We start from the raw sequence: 15,904 nt of genomic DNA, 5'->3' as shown, positions 1-15,904 counted from the left end.
AGCCGCTTATCATTGTGCATGAACCTAAATTCCGTTAGCCTTCTGGGTTGGGTTTGATACCTGCTTGTGCCATTAATCCATCTGGACTAAAGACACCTTCATAGACAAAGGCCGTTGGGCCGGTCATCATGACTGAATAACCTGGCTGCCATTTGATAATCATGCTGCCACCATAGAGCTGTGCGCGTACTTCTTCCCCTTCATCCAACCAGCCTTCACGTATACCAACAGCCACTGCAGCACAAGCGCCTGTACCGCAAGCTTGGGTTTCACCGACGCCGCGCTCATAAACTCGCAGGCGAATATGACGCTGATTCATAATTTGCATAAAACCAACGTTCACATGATCTGGAAAAGCCGGATGTGATTCAATAGCTTTGCCCAAGGTTTCGACCTCAGCATCAAGCACGTCATCTACTTTGATAACCGCATGAGGATTACCCATATTGGCAACATAGAGCTGTACAGGTGTGCCATTTACATCTAGGTGATAGGCGTTTTGGATTTTGGTAGTGGCTCTCGGGCTAAATGGAATCTCATCCGGCTCAAACTTGGGCTTGCCCATATCGACCTCTACCCAACCATAACGATCTGTGGTCAACGTGATAATACCGCTAGCAGTCTCAACACGTAGACGCTGTTTAAATGACAGTTTACGTGCTTGGACAAAACGAGCAAAACATCGTGCACCATTACCGCACTGCTCAACCTCCGTGCCATCAGTATTAAAAATACGATAACTAAAATCAACATCCGGACGCATAGGTGGCTCAACTACTAGCAGCTGGTCAAAACCAATACCTAAATGACGATCTCCCAATAACTGTACCAAATCCTTGGTTAATTCTAAGCGCTGAGTCACCAAATCGATGACCATAAAATCATTGCCTAGACCATGCATCTTAGTAAATTCTATTAGCATACCCTTGATATCCTATCCTATTTTTATGTATGGCTTATATTAGCACGCTGTCAGATACATTCATAATAATACCAATCCCAAAAAATACGATTAGCGGTGTCAAACTTGTTTAGTCTACAGTGAGTAGTACTTACACTCGTTTTCTTTGCTACTTTAATTTTTGTGCATGGTATTGCTGTCAACTAAAGGCATGCCTATAACTAAGAGACAGCGTTAATTAAAAAATACCTCCCTTAAAGTCTAGTCATAAAAAAACCCATTGTCATTATCACAATGGGTTCTCTTCAATCATCAAATACGGCGACCGTTTTGGCTCGTCTTTAATAACCTTACTGCGCCTGCCACAATGTTTCATTTTCATATAATGATTCAATCGTTTCGCGTGGACGTATCAACTGATGATGATTACCAGCCACCATCACTTCACTAGCACGCGGACGCGAATTATAGTTACTACTCATGGTAAAGCCATAAGCACCAGTGCCTGTAACTGCCAACGTATCTCCTACTGCCAATGCTAATAAGCGACCTTTTGCTAAGAAATCGCCAGTCTCACAAATAGCGCCAACGATATCCCACGGTTGCGTGCCGTCCGTATCAATACCTTTGCTCGGTAACACACTTGGAATCACTGCCATTTCTGCTTGATACAATGCAGGACGAATCAAGTCATTCATCGCCGCATCAACGATAGCAAAGTTTTTATGTTCGGTTGGCTTTAGCACATCAACTCGAGTCAATAGCACTCCTGCATTGGCCACGATACTGCGGCCCGGCTCAAAGAATACCGTTAAACCAAGCTCGCTTAGCTTTGGTAATAACGCAGCAGCAAACTCATCCATAGATACGGGCGTCTCATCGATATAGCGCACGCCAAGACCGCCACCCAAATCGATATGACGTAGCTCAATACCTTTCTCACGTAGGCTATGTACCAGCTCAATCACTTTGTCCAATGCCGCCACGAATGGCTCTACTTCCGTCAGTTGCGAGCCAATATGACAGTCGATACCGACAATATCAATATGCGACATCGCGGCAGCTTGCTCATAGACAGCCACTGCATCTTCGTGTGCGATACCAAATTTATTGTCTTTTAAACCCGTTGAAATATAAGGATGAGTCTTGGCATCTACGTTTGGATTTACCCGTAGTGAAATCGGCGCTGGTTTATCAAGCTGCTGTGCTACCTCATTAATTAAAGAAAGCTCACTAATGGACTCAACGTTGAAACAACCAATACCTTGATTCAGTGCATATTCAATATCATCACACGTCTTACCAACACCTGAGAATACAACGCGGGCAGCATCCCCACCTGCCGCCAATACTCGCATTAACTCACCACGTGAGACAATATCAAACCCTGCTCCTGCTTGCGCAAGCACTCCAAGCACCGCAAGGTTAGAATTCGCTTTGACAGCGTAGCAAACCTGGTGCGGCAAGCTAGAAAAGCTATCAGTATAAGCCTGATAAACATCCAATATCGCCTGTTTTGAATAAACATAACATGGCGTGCCATAATGCTTGACTACGTCATCAACATTAACCTGCTCCATATGTAATCGACCGTTATGGTAATGCAGTGCTGGCAAATGAGCAGTTAAGGCTTCAGGATTGATATATAAACCCTGTTCTGTTTGGGTGGTTATTGTCGTCATTATAGTTATGTCTCTCATTCAATCAGATAAAATTTGTCAGAATTTTTGGGCAAAATCCACTAATAATCGTTAGGGTCTTCGTTGACGTCTGCTAGCATTATCTCTAACTCACGGGAGTTTTGTTCATCACTCGCCAATGCTGTCTCTGATAAATCATCAGTGTCAGATAATAACGCTGAACCTACCGTATTTGAGCTTGTATTATCTACTAGGTATAGGTCACCTTTTTGTCCGCAGCCTGATATTCCTACTATGGCAGTAGCAATAATGAGTGCAGAAAGTGCACGGCGACTGGTATTGACAGATAAACGATAGGTGTGCTTGACATTTAAAACACGGTGTATAGTAAGCATAAAACAGATAACCTTACAGCAGGGTGAATATAAGTAAATTATTCAAAATATTATAATTTATTGAAAACATTTTTAGGGTCTTTTGGACACCAAACAGTGCTTCAGCATAGCATTGTACCAGTAAAGAAGCATGCCTTTTAAGTGTGCTCGATCACTAATTTTTCGGTATTTATTATCTATAAATATTACTGATAACGATGGTTTTTTGAGCCTGTTTTTTTAACGTAGGCTCAGAAAACTACCAAACGAAGACTAGCAAAGTTACATGGCATTTGCTGTAAATTTAGAGCCGTTTCATAGCGAAAAACACGGGCAAAAACAATCTTGAAAAACTTTCTTACAATTTTTATTGTGGACAATCCTGCCTTTATAGCAATTGTCATTTTATAACGATATCCGGTGTACAGATGTAACAGTACTTGACGAAGTTCAATCTTAAACCTTATAGTTACTGTGGTATAAGATTTTAATTGTGTTACATTATACTGCGAAATTATTTGCTTTGTTTGATGAATTGCTAGAAGCAACCAAGTAAAGTGACCAGTAAGTATCTATTGGCAAACCTGTAAGCGAATTATCGCTTAGTTCATTTTTATGACAGGTTTGCTGATTTTTGTTTGTTTAGCGGAAGTTAATCCGCTATGATTTACCACTTATCAAAAAACATAATCTAAGGATAGAGCATGAGCGATAGCACCCCCATCTTTAATGACCGCAATACCGGCAGATCAAAACTAATCAACCCTACCTTGGTTCTGAACTGCGGTTCATCTTCAATCAAATACGCACTCATCAGCGAAGACGAATCCACCCGTATTACAGGACTTGCCGAAAACTTGGGGCTCGATACCGCTCGCATCAAGCATACTACATTAAACGGTGAAAAACTTGAAATCACAATCCCTGGTGGACGTCATGAGCTAGCTCTACAAAAAATTCTAGCACTACTTGAGCAATATCATTTTATTGCTGTTGGTCATCGCGTGGTCCATGGTGGTCGTGAATACTCAAAAGCAGTTCGTGTTGACCAACACGTACTTGATGAAGTAAAACGCCTAAAAATCTTAGCGCCATTGCACAACCCAGCAAACGCCTTAGGTATTGAAGCGGTTGAAGCCATTTATCCTGATATTCCACAAGTAGTCGTGTTTGATACTGCCTTTCACCAAACAATGCCACCTGTTGCCTACCGCTATCCGATTCCAAAAGCATTATACGAAGAAGAAAAAATCCGTCGTTACGGCTTCCATGGTACTTCGCATGCCTACGTATCAGAGCGTGCTAGCACTCTCACAGATACCAAAGGTCCACATGGTTGGTTAACCGCCCACTTAGGTAACGGTTGCTCAGCGTCTGCTGTCTATAATGGTGAAAGCTTAGATACTAGCATGGGTCTGACGCCACTTGAAGGTCTGATGATGGGCACACGTAGTGGTGACGTCGATCCTAGCCTACATATTCATCTCAAGCGTAAGTTGGGTATGAGCTTAGAAGAAGTAGATACCATGCTCAACAGCGAAAGTGGCTTATTGGGTATCTCAGGTCTATCTAATGACTTGCGTACTATCGAACAAGCGGCAAACGAGGGACATAAAGATGCTCAGCTCGCCATCGAGATGTTCTGTTATCGTGTCGGTAAATATCTAGCCAGCCTCAGCTGTGCGCTGCCTGACTTTACTGGTATTGTCTTTACTGGTGGTATTGGTGAAAACTCATCAACCACACGTGCGCGTATCTTAGATGTCATGCGTCATTTCGGCATCAATTTTGATGCTGACAAAAACGATGAGCTGGTCGGTGGTGCTGAAGGAAACTTCCAAGAGCAAGATAGCAGCATTGAGCTGTGGGTTGTTCCAACTGATGAAGAATGTCAGATTGCTAAAGAAACCCGTCAGGCATTAGGTCTGAAATAAAAATAGCTTGGCTATCTAACGATACCTACTTAATGGCTTATGTTATATAAAAATTATTTATATAACGTAGGCCTTTGAGTAGCTGCTCGATTCTCAGTCAATACTACAAATGAACGATGCAGCAAGCATCATCGTTGTAGCCAATCAGCAATACCCCCTTCATAGATATAACAAAACAAATAGTAGGATATACTATGCAAACCATTTTACTTGTTCCCATTAGTCGCGGTATCGGCGTGACATCAGCAGCACTAGGTCTTATTCGTGCATTTGATTATAACGGTGTTAAAGCCGGTTTTATGAAACCATTTCTGCAAGATGATACGCTCGACAAGCAGAATAGTCTGGACAGCTCAAGCGCACTAACCATGCACGCATTTGGTCTAACACCGCCCAAATCTATCAACCGTCAGCGCGTCGAGCGTATGATCGGTGATGACAATCTAGATGACTTGATGGAAGAAGTCGTTGAAAACTATCACTCCATCGAAGGTGATTATGGTGTCGTCATCTGTGAAGGCTTGGTATCAACCACAGAAGCCTCTTATGCCGCACAAATCAACCGTGCCATTGCTCATGCCTTAGATGCCAAAATCATCTTTGTTAGTACTGTTGATACCAAAAACCCAGCTCATTTAGCAGATAAACTTGATGTGCATGCGCGTGAGTTTGGTGGTATGGCCTCTGATCGCACGTTAGGCTGCATTCTGATGCGAGTGCATGACTTACCAAACACTTTTGAGAATCAACCAGTCGCGCCAGGTGAGGCGGTTGTGAGTTTAGATGAAAATTTCGTTCAAGAAGTACAGCGCTTATCTCCTTCTTTTGATACCGAACAGTTTCGCCTAATTGGTGTGGTGCCATTTAGCGACTCATTATCTGTACCTCGTACTTGGGATATCGCCACCGAACTTGATGCCACTTGGATCAATGTTGGTGAAGCCAAAACACGTCGTATCAACAAGATTAGCCTAACTGCACGCTCAGTGACACGGGTAGACGAAGTGTTCAAACGTGGCACACTCATCGTCGTACCTGGTGACCGTGATGACTTGTTACTCGCTGCGGCTTTGGCTTGTATCAATGGTGTGCCATTAGCAGGCTTGGTACTGACTGGTGGCGTGTCACCAAATGCGACCGTGGCTGAGCTATGGCAATCAGCTCTTAAGACAGGTATTCCTGTCATGAGTGTCGAAGCAGATAGCTTTGAGACCGTACAGAGCTTATTACACATGAGTGCTGAGATTCCAAGTGATGATACTGAACGCGCCCTAGAAGTAACACGTTATGTGGCTGCACACTTAGATTTAGGTTGGATCAAAGAGCAGTTCAGCGGTGAGTATAAGCCACGTTTATCACCAGCTGCCTTCCGTCATCAGGTCGTCAAAAAAGCACAAAATGCCAAAAAACGTGTGGTACTGCCTGAAGGGTCTGAACCACGTACAGTAGAAGCTGCCTGTATCTGTCAAAGCCGTGGTATCGCTGACTGTGTACTACTTGCAAAACGCGAAGATGTAGAGCAAGTTGCTAAGAACCGCGATCTTGTCTTGCCAGAAGGTTTAGAGATTCTCGATCCTGCCAGCCTTGATATGAGCAAGTATATTGATGCAGTGGTTGCTCGCCGTAACGGAAAAACTTCTCCAGAAGTCGCCGCTGAACAGCTCGAAGATACGGTATTCTTAGGCACTATCATGCTACAAATGGATGAGGTTGACGGTCTAGTCTCTGGTGCTATCCACACCACTGCCAACACTGTGCGTCCAGCTTTTCAATTGATTAAGACTGCACCACAATACTCATTGGTATCATCAATCTTCTTTATGCTGCTACCAGAGCAGGTCGTGGTGTATGGTGACTGTGCGATTAACCCAGACCCTAATGCAGAAGAGTTGGCAGAGATTGCTATCCAGTCTGCTCAGTCTGCCGCCGCCTTTGGTATCGAACCAAAAGTTGCGATGATTAGCTACTCAACTGGCTCATCAGGTACAGGCGCAGATGTCGAAAAAGTCATCAAAGCCACACAAATAGTCCGTGAGCGCGCGCCTCACCTAGCAGTTGATGGCCCGCTACAGTACGATGCCGCATCGGTCATGAGTGTCGGTAAACAAAAAGCCCCTGACTCGCCTGTCGCTGGTCAAGCAAACGTGTTTATCTTCCCAGATCTCAATACAGGTAACACCACTTATAAAGCGGTACAGCGTAGTGCCAACGTTGTGAGTGTTGGACCGATGCTCCAAGGTCTAAATAAACCAGTAAACGATTTGTCACGTGGTGCGTTGGTTGATGACATCATTTACACCGTTGCGCTTACTGCAATTCAGGCATATAGTGACGCCATTTAATCACTCAATCAGATCGTAAAAAATCCTGTGATTAAGCCGACTACCTCATTGATAGTCGGCTTTTTCTTAGGCATTTTTTATTTAATACTGTTTATGGGTTTTGAGCGCTACTAGGGTGTGTCCTCATTTTAAAAATGGTGATAAAAATGAGATAAATTGTCGTCAAACAAGGAAAACAGCGCAGATAATATCGAGATATTAGTCAGCTATTTGACGCCGTTTGGCAAGATTTAGCCATTTTTAACCTATTTAGATGGCTATCGATTGAATTGAGGACACGCCCTAGTGACATATACCTGCTTGCCCACTACAATAGCGCTACCCTCTCTTTTAAACCTGCGGTAAGATTTTCTTGCCAACCATTTGCTCCCTTTATTTATGTCTAATATCACCAACCATAAACAGACTCAATATCCTGCGCCTGCCATTCGTGCGTATCTTGGTGGCTCATTTGATCCTGTGCATAAAGGTCATGTGCAAATAGCGATGTACGTTTATCAGCATTTATTGCCACTAGCCAAGCAGCTAAATCGTGAGCTGCATGTGTCACTGTTACCCAATGCTCGCTCACCTTTTAAACAACAAAGCACCGATCCTAATCATCGCTTAGCCATGTTAAAGCTCGCAACACTAAATACTCCCATACGGATAGACGAGCTTGAGCTTTGGCAAACACCACCTGTCTATACCATCGATAGCGTACGGGCGTTACGGCAGCGCTATCCGAATGACAGTTTGATATTTATCATTGGTATGGACAGCGCGCTAAGTTTGACTAAATGGAAACAAGGGCTTGAGCTGACTGATTATGTCAATCTGTGGGTTTTTAATCGTGATAGCTTATCTGAGACTTATGACAACGATAGCGGCTCTTCTCAAACCAATGAAAAGCTCATGAACAAAAACACCATGAACCAAGACGTTTCTGTGTCTGAGCTGCAAGCGCAATTACCCAATCAACTACAGCCTCTCATTATTAGTTCGCCCAATGAACTCATAACAGCTAACTCTCATATAGCCGCAAATAGCAGTCGCTTACAAAATAATAAACACCAAGGCAGTATTTACGTAGACGTGCGCCCTGTGACCGCCGTATCTAGCACGCAAGTACGTCAGCAACTTCAGAAAATCTCTCACGCATTAAATATAAAGCACACTGCCGAAACGCAAATCGCATCTTTGCAACCAATAAATGATATCATGGACAATACTGAACCCAATCCATTAGCTAAATGGCTAAATCCTGCTGTTTATCAATATATTATCACCCATCAGCTATATTCTGCTGCTCAATTCCGTTAAAATCGCCTTATCTTTGTCATTTTGCCTACCCTGTCTCTATACGTGACGGGCGACATCTAGCTCATTCGACAATGCCAACGCATGCAAATTGACGATTTACCTTTTTTATTTTTAATATTTACGATTCAAGAGATCAAAATTTATGACCAATACCATGACTGAAGAACGTTTAAAAAAATGCTTAGCCGTTGTTGAAAATGCTCTAGACGATATGAAAGCAAAGAACATCACTGTAATGAATGTAGAAGCATTAACTGACGTAACAGAACGCATCGTCATCGCTAACGGTACCTCTAAGCGCCATGTACGCGCAATGGCTGACAGTGTCGGCGCAGAGGCGAAGCAAGCTGGCTTTATGCCACTTGGCCGTGAAGGCGGTATCGACTCTGACTGGACATTGATTGATTTGGGCGCTGTTGTCGTCCACATTATGACGCCTCAAGCACGTGAGTTCTATGACCTAGAAGGTTTGTGGTCATCACCTGACCAATTGGCTGAGCTAGTTGCGACCCCGCGTGAAAAGAAAACGGCAGGCCGTCGTAACAAAGTCAAATAAGATTGTTGATTACGATATCCGTCCAACATTAAAACATGCACTACCAAAAAGACCAGAATCACTATTCTGGTCTTTTTTATGCAAAAAACACTGTCTCTATCCCTAATAAATATTCTGAAAATGGTTCACAATTACGCTATAGTCGATACTAGAGTCTGTTGATCAGACCTTAAATAAATCAGAATCGCTTATGAGTACAGAATCGATGATACCGACGTTACCAACGACAGAAGACCCCAAATCAGACTTTAATGATACCCTACCCTTACATATCGCCAACTTAACCTGCGTTCGCGCTGGTAAAGCTATGCCATTTGCGCGCGAAGAAATGAGCGCCATTGATAAAGCGCCAATCAAAGCGCCTGTTGCGGTCAACTTCATGGGATTGACCACTGATGAGCAAGCCGATCGCAAACATCATGGTGGCCCGCTAAAAGCGGTGCATCAACTGGCACTTGCGACTTATGAAAAAATCAATGCAGAGTTTGCTCTAAAGGTGCGCGTCGGTACATTGGGCGAAAACCTCACGACCGAAGCCCTCAATGGTCTACCGGAAATGACTGAGTCTACGGTTTGCATTGGTGACGTTTTTCAATATAGTGGACGTTTTGAGAACGGACAAGACTATAGTAATGATAGCGATTGCGTTCAGCTACGCATCGTCCAGCCGCGACGCCCCTGCTATAAGATCAATGATCAAATCGGACAGTTTACCAAAGTGCCGAATATCGCGGCATGGGTAAGCAAACAAGGCATCTCTGGCTGGTACTTTCAAGTCGTACGTGATGGTCTGATTAATGCGGATTTACCAGTTTACTTGATAGAACGCCCCTATCCGTTTGCGACACTTGAAAAGTTATGGCAACTGTCTAACTCTAAAGAGAAATACGATGCTGATGTGATCGAGTCGTGGCTCGCGATTGAGTGTTTGGAAGAGAGTTGGAAAAAGGTGTTGGCTAAGAAGATTATTTAAGGCGATTCGATAGTTTGAGTGAGTAAGAAGATGCATAAGAATGAAATAGACTGGTACGCAGATATCATCCCAGGTGAAAGTATTGCTGGTTTGGAAATTTCAAAATACAGCCATCAAGATATAAAAGCACTTTTAAAAAAATCAGATAAGAATAATTTTCACATCAGAGATAATAGTGACAGCTTAGACATCTATAGTAGTGATAACGTCGATGCTATTGATACGAATTTGTTGATGAGATTATCTTTCAATGAACAAATGATATTGAACTCCATCATGGTTTATATCACAAGAAAGCCAAATCAATACCAAGGTAAGATATATGGAAAATATGGTCTTGGAGACAAATTAAGGCATGTCTCTGAGTTTGGTGTACTAGAAAGAAGCATAACGGGTGAAGAGTTTTTTTTAATTAATGATGACAATAGGTGTGGTTTGGATGTTGCAAATGGCCTAGATGTTTCTTTAGAAGAAGACCCAGACCAAAACATAGCTATCATTAGAGTTCATGAGTTTTTTAAGTAGACCTATATATTCATAGATTAGTGCGTGTTTAATTAATATCTTAGCACTCTCAAACAGAGTATTTCATGGTGAAAAATATATTCTTAGCGTTTGGCATGACACTGTCTCTGCATAAACGTACTCAAAATAGAGATTAGAATCATCATGAAAGACCTTAATACTCCCTTCTCTTTTTTACAAGAACATAGCGTCATTTTATCTGCAGAAGAAATCAGATTTGCTATAGGGTATGAGCTAATCGATTTAAGAGAGTTAGCTGACATTGTTGATACGTCATTAATTAAGCACCCTAATGATGAGAGCTTATTAGAATTGGCTCTTAATCTGTTGTTAGACAGTTTTTATATAGATACTGACATCAAACCTATAAGTTTAATATCTAGTGAGGCAGCCTGTGAGCTGAAATCAGTAAGTAGTAAATGGAGATACATTCTCTTACTTTGGCTCTATGAAAATAGAGAAAATAGTAGTGCTGATTACGATAGAATTAATAAAGTTTATGCTGACTTTAATTACCCTGTAGATATGGAAAGATTCATAAGTTATATGCCTGCTCATGGTAATACTGAAAAGCTAGGCTATGACCATATCTTGCATAACTGGAAGGACTATTTAAATGCTTATAAACATTTAATAGCATCTTAAAATACTTCAATCTGAACTACCCTTTGGAAAGACATCATTCCCACACAGAGCATTTCATGGTAAAAAACATCTTCTTAGTATTTGGCCTAACACTTCCCTTGATTGGCTGCGTGACCACTACCTCTCCAGTGGCAACCACTGAGAACTATATCGTGGATAGTCATACTTATCACTCGACTGGCAAGAGCGAACGCATCAAAACCATCGTGCTGCACTACACAGTGTCAGACAATGACCGATCTATCAACACACTGACCACAGGCAAGGTCAGTGCCCACTATCTAGTGTTAGATAATGATGATGATAAAATTTATAACCTCGTACCAGAGAACGAGCGCGCTTGGCATGCCGGTGATGGCGGGTTTGCAGGACGCACGATATTAAACGATACCTCTATCGGTATAGAGATCGTCAATGTAGGCATTGCGCCTGAATATAAGGATGCGCTAAAAGACGGTACGCTGGCGTATCATCCTTATGACCATTATGTGGCGTTTGACCAGCTACAGATCAAAAAGGTCGCGGAGTTGGTGCAAGATATCACGGCAAGATACGACATCTCACCCAAAAACATCATCGGTCATTCAGACATGGCACCCTCGCGTAAAATAGATCCCGGTGCAAAGTTTCCTTGGGAGCAGCTATATAAACAATATGGTATCGGCGCTTGGTATGATGGCGCTGATAAGTTTGCGTTTATGGACATAGAAGCGTTTGCGGCAGCCACAAGACCTGAGATTAAGCAGCAGTTTCGTGATTATGGCTATCAGATCAATAATAGTGATGAGTGGGACAAGGCCAGTCGTGATGTCATTTATGCCTTTCAGTTGCACTTTCGACCGCATAACCCAACGGGTGAAATAGATTTAGAAACTTATGCTATTTTAAAGGCATTAAATAAGAAGTATGCTGATACCAACGATTTTTATTAACCCTTTCATGTCATCAATAACAAACGAGCTGTACAAGGAATTTTATGAGCACATTGTTTAGCGTAAATTTGAATAAATTGGCTTTAATCCGTAACTCTCGCGGTACTGACTACCCTAACCTGTTGACCTTTGTGAAGAAGCTGATTGACCTAGGTGTCAAAGGCTTTACCGTACACCCAAGACCTGATGAGCGTCATATCAGATACCAAGACGTCTATGATATCAGTGCATTCTTAAAGGACTATCCAGAGATTGAGTTCAATATCGAAGGCAACCCAAACGAGCAGTTTTTAAAGATTATCCGTGAAGTAAAACCGCATCAATGTACGCTTGTGCCAGACAGTGACGATCAGCTGACCTCTGATCATGGCTTTGATATCATTACCCATCATGAGTTTTTATCAATATTGAGCAAAGAGCTAGAAGCTTTCGGTACGCGCTGTGCGGTGTTTATCGACCCTGATATCGAACAGATCAAAGCCGTCATCGAAAGCGATGTACAGACGATCGAGATGTATACCGAAGAATGGGCGCGCGCTTACAGTAATGGTAAGAGCGATGACAATATTGATTTCGATGAGGTCAAGCAACGCTTTAGCGACTGTATCAATCTAGCCAATCAAAACGGTATCCGCGTCAATGCTGGTCATGATTTAAATTTGGATAATTTGGCTGATCTGCTCGCGCTTAGTGATATCGCTGAGGTGTCGATTGGTCATGCGTTTACGATTGAGTCGCTGGAACAAGGCATGGATAATGTGGTGCGTCAGTATTTAAAAATATGTGATTAAAAAGCATTAGCAGGAGTCAATATGAGTGACTTAACAGGTAAAGAGCAACAAAACGAGCTTGAGAAATATCTAGAAGAAAAAGCCAAGCAAGCGGAAGAAAAGGAGCAGGAAGCGAAACCGCTTTCTGCTTATGATGCTTGCGTACTAAAAGAAAGTGCGAAAATTCATGAGTTGATTACTGAGGCTCGGAAAGAAATTAAGAAATGATTTAGACGTTAACGATACAGATTTGCAAATATAAAATTTCAAACTGTCTATTTATGACCCAGCTCTTTTAACGCCGATAGCGCCTGCTCCGCCTTGTCATTCGATACAAATATATGGTCATGATAATAGGCAGCGATCACGTTGGCACTGATACCTTTTGAGGTCAATTTGGTTGACACTGCTGCGGTTAGACTTACGGTGTCTAGGCTTGAATGTACGGTTAAAGTAATTTGCTGAAAAACACCTTCGTAGTTCAAACCAGCTTCCTCGGCTTTATGCTTGGTTAATACTAAAGTTAGACCTTCTGGCTCCTTAAACGTAGCTATCGGTTCTAGGTGAAGATATTGTTCTAACTTATCAGCTACTGAGCAAAATACGAACGCTTCATCTACAAGCTCTGGCTGCATCGCATCGAATCAAGCAATTTACTTAAGTCTTTAATTCCTGCCATTTTCTTAGTCCTGAATTTATTTAACTCTAGTATTTGATACTGGTATTGAGTCGCTACCTAACTTTGTCAGGCTGTAAACAGTCGTCTTTGATAATCTAAAATTGCAGTGCAATTTTTTAACGCTTTTCAGGATTAGCTCTAAAAATTATCAAGCCTTAACAATCAAATCAGGCTGCTTATCCAACCTACGCACTTTTTTAATGTCATTAAATCAAGAGACAACATCAATTGTTATCCATACTTTATCTGCTTGACACTCATAAAGATATGGATTTTTCCATTCCGTATTAGACCCCATATCGTTGTCCGTAAGGTCAGAATAATCCATTGAGAACCCGCCTAGGGTTACCGTATCCCCAATCTCGAAACTGGCTTGCTTGTCCTCATCATATAAAGCAGATATATGATCGTTAAAAGACAAATGCTCAGTTTGAATAAGAATTAAATAGTCATCTATATAAAGACATTTGCCTTTTTTCTTGATTAAGCCGGTTATCGTATCGAAGTTATTTTCAGGGTGATTATCTTGTTCATTAGTTGACATCATATTGACGTTACCTCCTGCTGCTTCATCGTTATTCATTATTTTAAAACTTTCATCTAGCTCAAGGTTACTACTCTGGATGTCATTTAAGTTATTAGACGCCTCTGGCTGGCAAGCTACTAATAAAAGACTGGCTAATACGAGTACATATTTACGCATATTTTAACCTTAGAATCTAATATTTATTCGGCGGAATGCTGTTGCGATAACTCTGTATCAGTACGGATCGATTTGATATCAGGTATCTCATGACTGAACTTGCGACTAGGCCCAACTTCGCCTTTGGCAATCGTCGATGCTTGATTCAACGACGTGGATAGATCAGTGTAAAATTAATTACTCATTTTTATACGTCTCTTTTATTTGTTGGGTTAGCTTTGCAAGCTGGGTTTTTAGTCATCAATTATATTATTTTGACACTGATAAAAAAACCTATTTAAAGGATTTTCCTTGCAAGCTTAACAAAGCAGTACTTCGTTTTTACGGCTTTCAGGTTACGTTCACACTACCGACCTTTTAATTTGTAGAATCGAACCACGACAAATATCTGCAAGAACACGATGCCGCCGCTAGCCCCGACTGTAGTGATATCCTGCTAGTTTAGGCGAGTTGCGATGGCTAGGTTTTGGGGTGGCGACGCGAAGCAAGCGACGACCCAAACCGTAGCCAGCACCGCGCCCAGACTGGCAGATACAAGTGGAAGGCGGGAAATAGCTCACTTACTTATAAAAAATTCATACATCACCCAGCTCTTTTAACGCAGATAGCGCCTGCTCTGCCTTGTTATTCGATACAAATATATGATCATGATAATAGGCAGCGATCACATTGGCACTGATATCTTTTGAGGTCAATTTGGTGGATACTGCTGCGGTAAGACCTACCGCTGCTAAACTTGAATGTACCGTCAGAGTGATTTGCCGAAACGCGCCCTCGTACTGTAACCCCGCTTCATCAGCCTTATCTTTTGCCAAAACCAAAGTCAATCCTTCTGACTCCATAAGCTTAGCGCCAATGCGGGCTGCATCGAACCCAACAGCTCATTGATATCTGTAATTCCTGACATGGCCTAACTCCTGAATGTACTTAACCCTAGCATTCAATGCTGATGATAGGTATATTGCCACTTGATTGTCATAACAAGGATAAGCCATGTACACCCTATACGGTAATAAAATATCCGGAAATAGCTATAAAACGCGCCTAACTTGCGCGTTATTAAACATTGATTACCAATGGATTGAGGTCGATATATTGACGCAAGAAAGCCGACAAGAGGCATTCCTGCAAATCAATCCACTAGGTCAAGTACCCGTTTTATTAATCGAACCTGACGACTCATCTATTGATTGCAAACCTACCAAAATACTAGAGTCGAATGCGATCATCAGATATTTGGCGGACGGCTCATCACTTATTCCAAACGCTGCCATAAAATACGCAGAAATGTGGCAATGGTTACTCTATGAACAAACCGAAGTTCGACCTAATATAGCCTCTGTGCGTTTTATTAAAAAGTTCCAGAATATGATACCCAGTCGGTTGGCCGAATATCAGCAGAAGCTTGATAAGTCAAAAGACATTCTTAGTTATTTGAACGAACATTTTCAAAATAAAACCTATGTATTAGGAGATAATGTGAGTCTTGCGGATATCAGCTTATATGCCTATGCGCATAATGCGGAGGAAGGTGGGCTGGAGTTATTGCCTTATAAAAATTTACTCAATTGGCTTAAACGTATCGAATCACTACCCAACTTTGTGAAACTATAAAAAAAGGTGAGCTT

General features: G+C 42.0%; 17 protein-coding genes. 11 read left to right on the top strand and 6 right to left on the bottom strand.

The genetic code is table 11. The features are described from left to right. Nucleotides 1-34: 34 nt before the first annotated feature. The 3 genes from dapF to lptM form a co-directional block, all read right to left on the bottom strand. Nucleotides 35-922 carry a diaminopimelate epimerase gene (gene dapF, locus ACT3QP_RS01140; protein WP_444524158.1) on the bottom strand — a complete coding sequence of 296 codons (888 nt, stop codon included), beginning with the start codon at nt 920-922 and terminating at the stop codon, nt 35-37. 329 nt (nt 923-1,251) lie between these two features. Then, complete coding sequence (gene lysA / locus ACT3QP_RS01135; protein ID WP_444524157.1) at nt 1,252-2,583, bottom strand: diaminopimelate decarboxylase; 1,332 nt, start codon at nt 2,581-2,583, stop codon at nt 1,252-1,254. Between the two features lie 59 nt (nt 2,584-2,642). After that, a complete protein-coding gene (gene lptM / locus ACT3QP_RS01130; RefSeq protein ID WP_192520342.1) occupies nt 2,643-2,936 on the bottom strand; it encodes an LPS translocon maturation chaperone LptM in 294 nt (97 codons plus the stop codon). A gap of 683 nt (nt 2,937-3,619) precedes the next feature. On the opposite strand from lptM, the gene ACT3QP_RS01125 reads away from it, so the two are divergent. The 10 genes from ACT3QP_RS01125 (at nt 3,620) to ACT3QP_RS01080 (ending at nt 13,122) form a co-directional block, all read left to right on the top strand. Beyond that, nucleotides 3,620-4,849 (top strand): acetate/propionate family kinase, encoded by a 1,230-nt coding sequence (locus ACT3QP_RS01125; RefSeq protein WP_192520343.1) that lies wholly within the window; start codon nt 3,620-3,622, stop codon nt 4,847-4,849. A gap of 194 nt (nt 4,850-5,043) precedes the next feature. After that, entirely contained in the window at nt 5,044-7,191 is a 2,148-nt protein-coding gene (gene pta / locus ACT3QP_RS01120) for a phosphate acetyltransferase (RefSeq protein ID WP_442069601.1), read from the top strand. Between the two features lie 378 nt (nt 7,192-7,569). Beyond that, nucleotides 7,570-8,493, top strand: coding sequence for a nicotinate-nicotinamide nucleotide adenylyltransferase (locus ACT3QP_RS01115; RefSeq protein WP_444519033.1), 924 nt, complete (start codon nt 7,570-7,572; stop codon nt 8,491-8,493). A 142-nt stretch (nt 8,494-8,635) separates the two neighbouring features. Continuing rightward, a complete protein-coding gene (gene rsfS / locus ACT3QP_RS01110) occupies nt 8,636-9,049 on the top strand; it encodes a ribosome silencing factor (RefSeq protein WP_192520346.1) in 414 nt (137 codons plus the stop codon). A gap of 205 nt (nt 9,050-9,254) precedes the next feature. Then, on the top strand, nt 9,255-10,022 hold the full coding sequence (locus ACT3QP_RS01105) for an MOSC domain-containing protein (protein ID WP_444524182.1): 768 nt from the start codon (nt 9,255-9,257) through the stop codon (nt 10,020-10,022). Between the two features lie 30 nt (nt 10,023-10,052). Continuing rightward, a complete protein-coding gene (locus ACT3QP_RS01100; protein ID WP_444524156.1) occupies nt 10,053-10,547 on the top strand; it encodes a hypothetical protein in 495 nt (164 codons plus the stop codon). A 144-nt stretch (nt 10,548-10,691) separates the two neighbouring features. Beyond that, nucleotides 10,692-11,192 carry a DUF2247 family protein gene (locus tag ACT3QP_RS01095; protein WP_444524155.1) on the top strand — a complete coding sequence of 167 codons (501 nt, stop codon included), beginning with the start codon at nt 10,692-10,694 and terminating at the stop codon, nt 11,190-11,192. Between the two features lie 56 nt (nt 11,193-11,248). Further along, entirely contained in the window at nt 11,249-12,124 is an 876-nt protein-coding gene (locus ACT3QP_RS01090) for an N-acetylmuramoyl-L-alanine amidase (RefSeq protein WP_444524154.1), read from the top strand. Nucleotides 12,125-12,168: 44 nt separating this feature from the next. Further along, complete coding sequence (locus ACT3QP_RS01085) at nt 12,169-12,915, top strand: pyridoxine 5'-phosphate synthase (protein WP_444524153.1); 747 nt, start codon at nt 12,169-12,171, stop codon at nt 12,913-12,915. Between the two features lie 21 nt (nt 12,916-12,936). Continuing rightward, nucleotides 12,937-13,122, top strand: a complete 186-nt coding sequence (locus ACT3QP_RS01080) for a hypothetical protein (protein ID WP_444524152.1) — start codon at nt 12,937-12,939, stop codon at nt 13,120-13,122. Between the two features lie 47 nt (nt 13,123-13,169). On the opposite strand, the gene ACT3QP_RS01075 is transcribed toward ACT3QP_RS01080, so the two are convergent. The 3 genes from ACT3QP_RS01075 to ACT3QP_RS01065 form a co-directional block, all read right to left on the bottom strand. Next, a complete protein-coding gene (locus ACT3QP_RS01075) occupies nt 13,170-13,529 on the bottom strand; it encodes an ACT domain-containing protein (RefSeq protein WP_263972675.1) in 360 nt (119 codons plus the stop codon). Nucleotides 13,530-13,784: 255 nt separating this feature from the next. After that, complete coding sequence (locus ACT3QP_RS01070; protein WP_444524151.1) at nt 13,785-14,276, bottom strand: hypothetical protein; 492 nt, start codon at nt 14,274-14,276, stop codon at nt 13,785-13,787. Between the two features lie 575 nt (nt 14,277-14,851). Next, nucleotides 14,852-15,091, bottom strand: a complete 240-nt coding sequence (locus tag ACT3QP_RS01065) for an ACT domain-containing protein (RefSeq protein ID WP_444524150.1) — start codon at nt 15,089-15,091, stop codon at nt 14,852-14,854. A 178-nt stretch (nt 15,092-15,269) separates the two neighbouring features. Between ACT3QP_RS01065 and ACT3QP_RS01060 the strand changes: the two genes are divergently transcribed. Beyond that, nucleotides 15,270-15,890 (top strand): glutathione S-transferase family protein, encoded by a 621-nt coding sequence (locus ACT3QP_RS01060; protein WP_444524149.1) that lies wholly within the window; start codon nt 15,270-15,272, stop codon nt 15,888-15,890. Nucleotides 15,891-15,904 lie beyond the last annotated feature (14 nt).

The sequence above is a fragment of the Psychrobacter sp. AOP7-B1-24 genome (assembly GCF_052376215.1).
In the GTDB taxonomy this organism is placed as follows: domain Bacteria; phylum Pseudomonadota; class Gammaproteobacteria; order Pseudomonadales; family Moraxellaceae; genus Psychrobacter.
Note: the sequence above shows the minus strand (reverse complement) of the source record. Positions and strands in the feature narration are given on the sequence as shown.